General features: G+C 60.2%; 8 protein-coding genes. 4 read left to right on the top strand and 4 right to left on the bottom strand.

What is annotated here, in order from left to right:
- The coding region (locus DL88_RS16590) for a GTP-binding protein (RefSeq protein ID WP_034998674.1) at nt 1–418 on the bottom strand (418 nt) is incomplete at its 3' end.
- A 441-nt stretch (nt 419–859) separates the two neighbouring features.
- Nucleotides 860–1,213, bottom strand: a complete 354-nt coding sequence (locus tag DL88_RS16580; protein ID WP_034998669.1) for a DUF6156 family protein — start codon at nt 1,211–1,213, stop codon at nt 860–862.
- Nucleotides 1,214–1,390: 177 nt separating this feature from the next.
- Between DL88_RS16580 and aat the strand changes: the two genes are divergently transcribed.
- On the top strand, nt 1,391–2,077 hold the full coding sequence (gene aat / locus DL88_RS16575; protein ID WP_034998695.1) for a leucyl/phenylalanyl-tRNA--protein transferase: 687 nt from the start codon (nt 1,391–1,393) through the stop codon (nt 2,075–2,077).
- 24 nt (nt 2,078–2,101) lie between these two features.
- Here the strand turns inward: aat and DL88_RS16570 are convergent, their stop codons facing one another.
- Nucleotides 2,102–2,782 carry a DUF2155 domain-containing protein gene (locus tag DL88_RS16570; protein WP_245270917.1) on the bottom strand — a complete coding sequence of 227 codons (681 nt, stop codon included), beginning with the start codon at nt 2,780–2,782 and terminating at the stop codon, nt 2,102–2,104.
- Between the two features lie 231 nt (nt 2,783–3,013).
- The gene (locus DL88_RS16565; protein ID WP_034998667.1) at nt 3,014–3,415 is read right to left on the bottom strand and encodes an NADH:ubiquinone oxidoreductase subunit NDUFA12; all 402 of its coding nucleotides are present in this window, start codon (nt 3,413–3,415) and stop codon (nt 3,014–3,016) included.
- 180 nt (nt 3,416–3,595) lie between these two features.
- Here DL88_RS16565 and DL88_RS16560 point away from each other — a divergent pair, with 180 nt between their 5' ends.
- The 3 genes from DL88_RS16560 to DL88_RS16550 all read left to right on the top strand — a co-directional run bounded on the left by DL88_RS16560 (nt 3,596) and on the right by DL88_RS16550 (nt 8,680).
- A complete protein-coding gene (locus tag DL88_RS16560; RefSeq protein WP_051956098.1) occupies nt 3,596–4,036 on the top strand; it encodes a CidA/LrgA family protein in 441 nt (146 codons plus the stop codon).
- Nucleotides 4,029–4,754 (top strand): LrgB family protein, encoded by a 726-nt coding sequence (locus DL88_RS16555; protein ID WP_034998665.1) that lies wholly within the window; start codon nt 4,029–4,031, stop codon nt 4,752–4,754. Before DL88_RS16560 ends, DL88_RS16555 begins: the two co-directional genes overlap by 8 nt.
- Before the next feature lie 215 nt (nt 4,755–4,969).
- A complete protein-coding gene (locus DL88_RS16550) occupies nt 4,970–8,680 on the top strand; it encodes a vitamin B12-dependent ribonucleotide reductase (protein WP_034998689.1) in 3,711 nt (1,236 codons plus the stop codon).
- Nucleotides 8,681–8,748: the final 68 nt, after the last annotated feature.

The raw sequence follows: 8,748 nt of genomic DNA, 5'->3' as shown, positions 1-8,748 counted from the left end.
TGTCGACCTTGTTCAGGAACACCACCAGAGCCGGAACGCCGACCTGGCGCGCCAGAAGGATGTGTTCGCGCGTCTGCGGCATCGGGCCATCGGCCGCCGAAACCACCAGGATCGCGCCGTCCATCTGCGCCGCGCCGGTGATCATGTTCTTCACATAGTCCGCGTGGCCGGGGCAGTCGACATGCGCGTAGTGGCGCTTCGGCGTCTCATATTCAACATGCGCCGTCGAAATCGTGATACCGCGCGCCTTCTCCTCCGGCGCCTTGTCGATCTGGTCATAGGCCGTGAACGTCGCGCCGCCCGCTTCCGCAAGAACCTTGGTGATCGCCGCCGTCAATGACGTCTTCCCATGGTCAACGTGACCAATCGTCCCAATGTTGCAATGCGGCTTCGTCCGCTCAAATTTTTCCTTGCCCATAGGCGAAAACCTCAATCCTTCATGTACGAGAAGAATGACCGGGAGAACTGGTCGTATCAGAGCACGGCACTTGCGGGCATTGTCCGCGCAAGAAACGTCGCTTTGCGTTGAAGCCTCTTGAAAAAGAGCTCCTTGAAAAGGAGCTTATGGGGAAACGAACTCATAGAGCATTTTTGGGTGGAGCGTTTCTGGATATATCCGGAACGCTCCAGCAAGAAGACGAGTTCGCCTTGACAGGAATCGGATCGGAGGCCTCCGACCGCGCTCTCGATACAGGGAGCGCGGATAAAGTCAAGCGGCGCTGCAAGGATGAAAGCGCCGCCCGTTGTTCCAGCAACGGATCGACACGCTATCTCCCTGAGGACGCTATCAATTCCCTTACGAAGGGCACGCTTCCACTGTGAGCCGATGGCCTCGTCGCGGTCGCGGAAGCGACGCCGCTCAGGCGGCCGTGGGCGCCCCGTTCTCGTTGAAGAAGAGTTCGGTCGTATCGCCATCCATGAAGATTTCGGCCCGCCGGACAATGCCCGCGCTGTCATATTCGTATTTATGGGAAATCTCGACTTCCCCGTAGACCATCTTCTTGAAACCTTCGAGCCGCTCCTGACCGTCGAAATAGGCGACGATGAAGGTATTGCGGTTGCGCAAGGCTTCAGGTTCCAAGGGATTGATCATCCGCACCGGCAGCTTCACACCCGTATAGGAAACAAAATAACGAGCGTTCTCAGGATCCTGAGTCGTGTCGTAATTGACATCATGCGGCACGTTCTCGATATAATCCTCGGTGTCGTTCATGCGCGGTGATCCGTTAGAAAAACTGTTGATCCGCTCTCTTTACGATGAAATGCCATGACAGGACAATGCCCTGGCTTTCCGTTGTGGGAGAGGAAAAAGACGGATCGGCGCGCGACCAAGTCGCCAACTCAAACCACCGGCCTTGACGGGCAGGCGGCGCACGCGCACTTTTCGCACATGGCTCATTCGCGCGATCAATTCGAAATCACCAGCGACATCCTGCTGCGCGCCTATTCGATCGGCCTGTTTCCCATGGCCGAAAGCGCCGAAGACCCGAATCTGTTCTGGGTCGATCCGGAATTGCGAGGCATTTTTCCGCTCGACGGCATGATTATCTCGAAAAGTCTCGCCAAGACGATCCGCACGGATCGTTTCGAGGTCCGCGTCGATTATGATTTCGACGCCGTCATCAATCAATGCGCCGCCGCGACTGAAACCCGGGACAAGACCTGGATCAATACCCGTATCCGCCTGCTCTACCGGCAATTATTCGATCTCGGCCATGTTCACACGGTCGAAACATGGCAGGACGATGCCCTCGTCGGCGGTCTTTATGGCGTCCATCTCGGCGGTGCGTTTTTCGGCGAAAGCATGTTCCACCGCAAATCGGACGCCTCCAAGGTCGCCCTTGCCCATCTTGCCGCCCGCCTCATCCATGGCGGCTTCAGCCTGCTCGACACCCAATTCGTGACGCCGCATCTCGCCACGCTCGGCGCTGTGGAAGTGCCGAAGGAAAACTACCGCCGGCTTCTGGCCGAGGCCATGTCGATCCCCGCAGATTTCTGGCGCTGGCCCAAAAACCAGGTGATCAGTGGCGCGGATGTGCTGGCGACAATCCGTCAGAATAGCGCGCCACGTGACTGAAACGAGTGCATTTGCGGAGGTGTGTTAAAAGAGCCCGTCCGGCGGCGGTTCTACCGGCTGCGGCGCTGCGCGGCGGCGTTGCTTGCGCTGTGCGGGAGGCGTGGCATCCGGAATCATTCCAGGCGGTGGCCCGACCTCGATCGGAGCGCCCGACATACTTTCTGGATCCATTCTCTCGATGGGAGGCGGTGGTGCCCAATTGTCACGCGTACCGCCGCCGTTATCATCGAGCGGTTGCTCGACAGGCTTCGGTTTGGCTCTGGACTTGACGGGTTTGGCCGGTGTCTCCGCTGGAGCGGCTTCCTTGGCGTTCTCTGGCGTCGGCGGGACGCCAGCCGTCTCGTTCGGGGTCGGCAGCACTTCCTTGCCGCCTTTGCAATCATTCAGCCAGATATCATAGACGGGATGTTCCAGTGCATGGAGCCCCGGGCTCGACGCAAACATCCAGCCGGTAAAGACGCGTTTCGGCGGCTTTTTCTTGTCGTCGGCGTCGATCTCGTCAATCTCGACGAAAGTGATCGTCTGCGGCGTTTCCGTCGATGGGCGCGTATAACAGGCACGCTCGGTGATCTGCAGCGTTCCGAACTGAACCGTTTCGTCGGTCGCGACCTCGAAGGAAATGATCCGGCCGGTGATCTTGTCAAGGCCCGAAAAGACGGCAAGCGGATGTCGGATTCGATCAGCAACGGCCGGACCGACAAACAATGTCAGTCCACCGAACGCCAATAGAAACAAGGGTCGGCTAACAGGGAAAAGGAGAGCGGAAAAGCGCAAGCAGGTCTCGCGGTTATAGGCAGGCCGTCCGGCATCGCCGTTTCAAAGAGATGCCTTCATCAAGATAGACCCGAAGTCCGCAGGAATTCCGGGTTCCGTTCTTGCAATTCTTGCCACTGCCGGAATACCGGCCGACAGCAGCCAACGAGACAGGTTGGCCCATCAGGCCTCCGGCGTCCAGGCCTCGTAATCTCCGGTGGCCGGCGGGCGCGCATTGGCGGCCAGAATCGAGCCCGACGGCCGCCACGCTTCAGGCGTGCCGGTCATATTGGGCAAATGCGGCAATTGCCAGGACCGTGGCTTGTAATCTTCCTGCGTCGGCGGCACGTCGGTTGTATGGTGCAGCCAGCCATACCAGCCGGGCGGAGTCATCGATCCTTCCGACACGCCGGCATAGATGACCCAGCGCCGCTCGAAGCCAAGCGCGGGATCGATACCTGGCTTGCGATAATAGATGTTGCCGAATTCGTCGCGACCGACTTCTTCACCATATCGTTTGGTATAGATCATGGTGTTCAGCGTCGCGCCATTCCACCATGTGAAAATTCGCGTCAGGAGATTCATCGAGCGGTTCGCTTTCCTGAATGTTCAGCCCCGAAACCCTGTCCCGAGACATTTGCATGACTCAAGACCCCCGCCGGCTGCTTCTTATGGCGGGCCAAATTCCCGCTGTCCAGTCCCCCAAAGTCACCCAAGCGCAGACCATGACATGATCCGCCTTCACGCCAATCCGCCGGAAAGACCATGATTCACGCCCTCGCACTTCTGCTCTTCTGCCAGCTTCTGGGCGAAATTTTCACGCGCGCCCTCGGCCTCTCCCTGCCTGGTCCCGTGGCGGGCCTCGGCTTTCTTTTCCTTTGGTTCTGCTGGCGCCAATGGCGCGACGGCGCACCTGATCGCGTCGTTTCACCGGAGGTCGAGACGCTTGCCACGGCTCTTTTGCGCTATCTCGCCGTTTTGTTCATTCCCGTGGCGGTCGGCGTAATGGATCAGGCCCAAATGCTGCGCCAATATGGCGTCGGCATCATCGTCAGCGTGCTTCTCTCGGGCATTGCCGCACTCGCCGTCACCTCGCTCATTTTTGAATGGGTCATGCGCCGGATGGAGCCGCCGAAAGAGGACGGAGCCGCGCCGGTAGAAAGTCTCGCATCGCCAATGGGCAGAGGGAATGACGGTCATGCATAATACTTCGGCTGGTATCTGGGTCTACCTTTCCGCTCATCCTTTGTTCTGGCTCACAGCCACGCTCGGCGCCTTTCTTTTCGCGGAGGAAGCCGCGGCACGAATCGGACGCCCGCCCTGGGCCAATCCCGTTCTCATTTCGGCGCTTTTGCTGATCGGGCTGCTGCTCGCGACCGGAACCGATTACGCGACCTATTTCCAGGGCGCGCAATTCATCCATTTCCTGCTCGGCCCCGCCACTGTCGCACTGGCCGTGCCGCTTTATCGCAATCTCGAGCGCGTCCGCGTGCTTTTCCTGCCGATGATGCTGGCGCTCGCTGCCGGCTCGCTCACCGCCATCGTCAGCGCTGTGCTGATCGGCCGGCTGTTCGGATTGCCGCACGAAGTCTTGGTCTCGCTCGCGCCGAAGTCGGTCACCATGCCGATCGCCATGAGCCTCGCCGAAAATCTCGGCGGCATCCCCGCCCTGACGGCCTGTTTCGTTCTCATGGCCGGTATTTTCGGCGCCATGAGCGTCACCGCGCTGTTGAACCTGTTCCGTATCAGGGATTTCGCCGCCCGCGGCTTCGCTGTCGGCCTCTCGGCCCATGGTATCGGCGTCGCGCGGGCGCTGCAATGCGATCCGGTGGCAGGAGCCTTCGCGGGCATCGCTTTGGGGCTCAACGGCGCCATGACCGGCATCGCCGTGCCAATCGTACTGCCGTGGATCCTCGGAAGTTAAGGGACGTTAACTATATAAGAACCAAGGGCATAGAAGAAGCGTCATCACTTTTTCTGGCGAACTTTTCCACAGCCAAAAGAATCCAGAATCTAAACATCTTTTGGCGTTTGCCACAGAAATGCGGCGACCAACTCAATGCCATCAGGTTCAAAGAGGATCGTTCGATGCGCTAAAATACAAGCAATTCTCGATTCTTGAATTCAGGGGCCAATGCCATGCAGATCTCTCGGCGCTACACGAACTCGTCGGCTGATCCTTATGCGGGCATCGCTTTCCGCGCGGCCAAAAGCGAAATCCGCAATCCCGACGGTTCCGTCGTCTTTTCCCTCGAAGGCATCGAAGTGCCCGCCGTCTGGAGTCAGGTGGCCTCCGATGTCCTCGCCCAAAAATATTTTCGCAAGGCCGGTGTGCCCGCGCGCCTGAAGCGGATCGAGGAACATGACGTTCCCTCCTTCCTCTGGCGCGGCACGGCCGATACGGAGGCACTCGCGGCGCTGCCCCCGGCCGAGCGATTCGTTTCCGAAACCTCCGCCAAGCAGGTGTTCGACCGGCTCGCCGGCGCATGGACCTATTGGGGCTGGAAAGGCCATTATTTCGACACCGAGGAGGATGCGCAGGCCTTTTTCGACGAATTGCGCTTCATGCTGGCCGCCCAGATGGTCGCTCCCAATTCGCCGCAATGGTTCAACACCGGCCTCTTCTGGGCCTATGGCATCGATGGGCCGAGCCAGGGCCATTATTACGTCGATCCGTTCAACGGCGAATTGGTGCAGTCGCAATCGGCCTATGAACATCCGCAGCCGCATGCCTGTTTCATCCAGTCCGTGCAGGATGATCTCGTCAATGAGGGCGGCATCATGGATCTGTGGGTGCGCGAGGCGCGCCTGTTTAAATATGGTTCCGGCACCGGCTCCAATTTCTCGAAACTGCGCGGCGAGAACGAAAAGCTTTCGGGCGGCGGCAAATCCTCCGGCCTCATGTCCTTCCTGAAGATCGGTGACAGGGCGGCGGGCGCGATCAAATCCGGCGGCACGACGCGGCGCGCGGCGAAAATGGTCGTCGTCGATGCCGACCATCCGGACATTGAGGATTATATCGACTGGAAGATGCGCGAGGAGCAGAAGGTCGCCGCCCTCGTCGCCGGTTCCAAGGCGATGAAGAAGGCGATGAAGGCGATTGTGCGCGCCTGTGTCAATTGCGAGGGGCCCGGCGATGATTGCTTCAACCCGGAGAAGAATCCGGCGCTGAAGCGCGAGATCAAGCTGGCGCGCCGCGCCTTCGTGCCCGATGGCGCGATCAAGAAAGTGATCCAGCTCGTGCGCCAGGGCGAGACGGATCTCGATTTCGAGACCTTCACGACCGATTGGGATTCGGAGGCCTATCTCACCGTCTCCGGCCAGAATTCCAACAATTCCGTCCGTGTCACCGATGATTTCCTGCGCGCCGTCGAGACGGATGCGCCGTGGAACCTGACCCGCCGTCTCGACGGCAAGGCGCATAAGACGCTTCCCGCGCGCGATCTGTGGGAAAAGATCGGCCGCGCCGCCTGGGCCTCGGCCGATCCCGGCCTGCAGTACCATACGACGATCAATGATTGGCATACCTGCCCGACCGATGGCGCGATCGTCGCTTCCAATCCGTGTTCGGAATATATGTTCCTCGACGACACGGCGTGTAATCTCGCGTCACTGAACCTGTTACAGTTCCGCGATCCGCAGACGAAGATCTTCGACGTCGGCGCCTATGAACATGCCGTGCGTCTATGGACCATCGTGCTCGAAATTTCGGTGATGATGGCGCAGTTCCCGTCGCGGGAAATCGCTTTGCTCTCCTATGAATTCCGCACGCTGGGGCTCGGCTTCGCCAATATTGGCGGCCTGCTCATGTCGTCCGGCATCCCCTATGATTCGGATTCCGGTCGCGCCATCTGCGGTGCCTTGTCCGCCATCATGACCGGCGTTGCCTATGCGACTTCGGCGGAAATGGCCGGCGAACTCGGGCCGTTCAACGGCTACAGCCGCAATGCCTCGGCCATGCTGCGCGTCATGCGCAACCATGCGCGCGCCGCGCGCGGCGAAAGCACCGGCTATGAGGCGCTTGCCATCTCACCCGTGCCGCTCGACCACGCGGCCCTGCGCGCCACGGCAGCGCTCGGCGCTCCGGTCCTCGCCCGCCATGCTGTTGCCGCCTGGGACAAGGCCGTCACGCTCGGCACGCGCCACGGCTATCGCAATGCACAGGTCTCCGTCGTCGCTCCGACCGGCACGATCGGCCTGGTGATGGATTGCGACACGACGGGCATCGAGCCCGATTTCGCTCTCGTGAAATTCAAGAAACTCGCGGGCGGCGGCTATTTCAAGATCATCAATCGCGCCGTGCCGGAAGGTTTGCGCGCGCTCGGCTATCCGGAAGCCCAGATCGCCGAGATCGAGGCCTTCGCCGTCGGCCATGCCTCGCTCGCCAATGCGCCGGCCATCAACCACGCGAGCCTGATGGCGCGCGGTTTCACGACGGAAAAACTGGCCGCTGTCGAGGCGGCGCTGGTCTCTGCCTTCGATATCAAATTCGTCTTCAACAAATGGACGCTCGGCGCGGATTTCCTGATCGAAACGCTCGGCATTGCCGCCGAGAAGATCGACGAGCCGAATTTCGATCTTTTGTCCGCCATCGGCTTTTCGCGCCAGGAGATCGAGGCCGCAAACATCCATGTCTGCGGCGCGATGACGGTCGAGGGCGCACCCTATCTGAAACCCGAGCATTATGGCGTCTTCGATTGCGCCAGCATTTGCGGGCGCACCGGCAAACGCTTTCTCTCGGTCGAAAGCCATATCCGCATGATGGCGGCCTCACAGCCGTTCATCTCCGGTGCCATTTCCAAGACGATCAACATGCCGAACGAGGCGACGATCGAGGATTGCAAGAGCGCCTATCTGCTGTCCTGGCGGCTGGGCCTCAAGGCCAATGCGCTCTATCGCGACGGGTCGAAACTGTCGCAGCCGCTGAACAGCCAGCTCCTGCAGGATGACGAGGACGAGACCGAGGACGCTCTGGAAGCGCTCGCCGCCGCGTCCGCACCAACCCGCAGCACGATCGTCGCCGAGAAGATCGTCGAGCGCATTGTCGAAAAGACCGAGCGCATCCGCGAGCGTGAGCGCCTGCCCGACCGCCGCAAGGGCTACACACAAAAGGCAGTCGTCGGCGGCCACAAGGTCTATCTGCGCACCGGCGAATATGCCGATGGCCGGATCGGCGAGATCTTCATCGACATGCACAAGGAAGGCGCGGCCTTCCGCTCGTTGATGAACAATTTCGCCATCGCCATTTCCGTGGGCCTGCAATATGGCGTGCCGCTGGACGAATATGTCGACGCCTTCACCTTCACCCGCTTCGAGCCGGCGGGCCTGGTGCAGGGCAATGACGCGATCAAGAATGCCACGTCGATCCTCGATTACGTGTTCCGCGAACTCGCCATCTCCTATCTCGGCCGCAACGATCTCGCCCATGTCGATCCGAGCGAAATCGGCCCGGATGTCCTCGGCCATGGCGAGAAGCAAAGCACGCGTCAGCCGCAGATTCCCGCCGTGCCGCCGGGCACCGCCAAGCTCGTTTCGCATGGCTTCGTCCGTTCCAAGGCCGACAAGCTCATGCTCGTCCAAGGCGGCATGATCGGCACGACAACGCAAGGCGCCAATGCGCTCGCCATCACACAGACGACCGCGCTGAAGGAAGAACTCGTCGAGGAAGTTTCGGCCGAACTCGGTTCACTCGATTGGGGTCCCGCCTCGACGATCGCTGGCAAGCGGGCAGAAGCCCGGATGAAGGGCTATACGGGAGATTCCTGCACCGAATGCGGTAATTTCACGCTGGTGCGCAACGGCACCTGTCTGAAATGCGATACCTGCGGCGCGACGACGGGATGCTCGTGACTTCTATGTCCCTAACCGCATGAGAATCCATCCGGAAAGAGCCTCTCTTTCCGGATGGCTGCCATATT

This window comes from Beijerinckia mobilis, assembly GCF_000745425.1.
GTDB classification, from domain to species: Bacteria; Pseudomonadota; Alphaproteobacteria; order Rhizobiales; family Beijerinckiaceae; genus Beijerinckia; species Beijerinckia mobilis.
The sequence above is the reverse complement of the archived record's forward strand: the minus strand, read 5'-3'. Positions and strand labels throughout refer to the sequence as shown.

What these genes read in the sequence shown, in the direction of transcription:
- DL88_RS16580 (WP_034998669.1), bottom strand. Translation starts at nt 1,213, where the DNA reads ATGAACGACACCGAGGATTATATCGAGAACGTGCCGCATGATGTCAAT.
- aat (WP_034998695.1), top strand. Translation starts at nt 1,391, where the DNA reads ATGGCTCATTCGCGCGATCAATTCGAAATCACCAGCGACATCCTGCTG.
- DL88_RS16565 (WP_034998667.1), bottom strand. Translation starts at nt 3,415, where the DNA reads ATGAATCTCCTGACGCGAATTTTCACATGGTGGAATGGCGCGACGCTG.
- DL88_RS16560 (WP_051956098.1), top strand. Translation starts at nt 3,596, where the DNA reads ATGATTCACGCCCTCGCACTTCTGCTCTTCTGCCAGCTTCTGGGCGAA.
- DL88_RS16555 (WP_034998665.1), top strand. Translation starts at nt 4,029, where the DNA reads ATGCATAATACTTCGGCTGGTATCTGGGTCTACCTTTCCGCTCATCCT.
- DL88_RS16550 (WP_034998689.1), top strand. Translation starts at nt 4,970, where the DNA reads ATGCAGATCTCTCGGCGCTACACGAACTCGTCGGCTGATCCTTATGCG.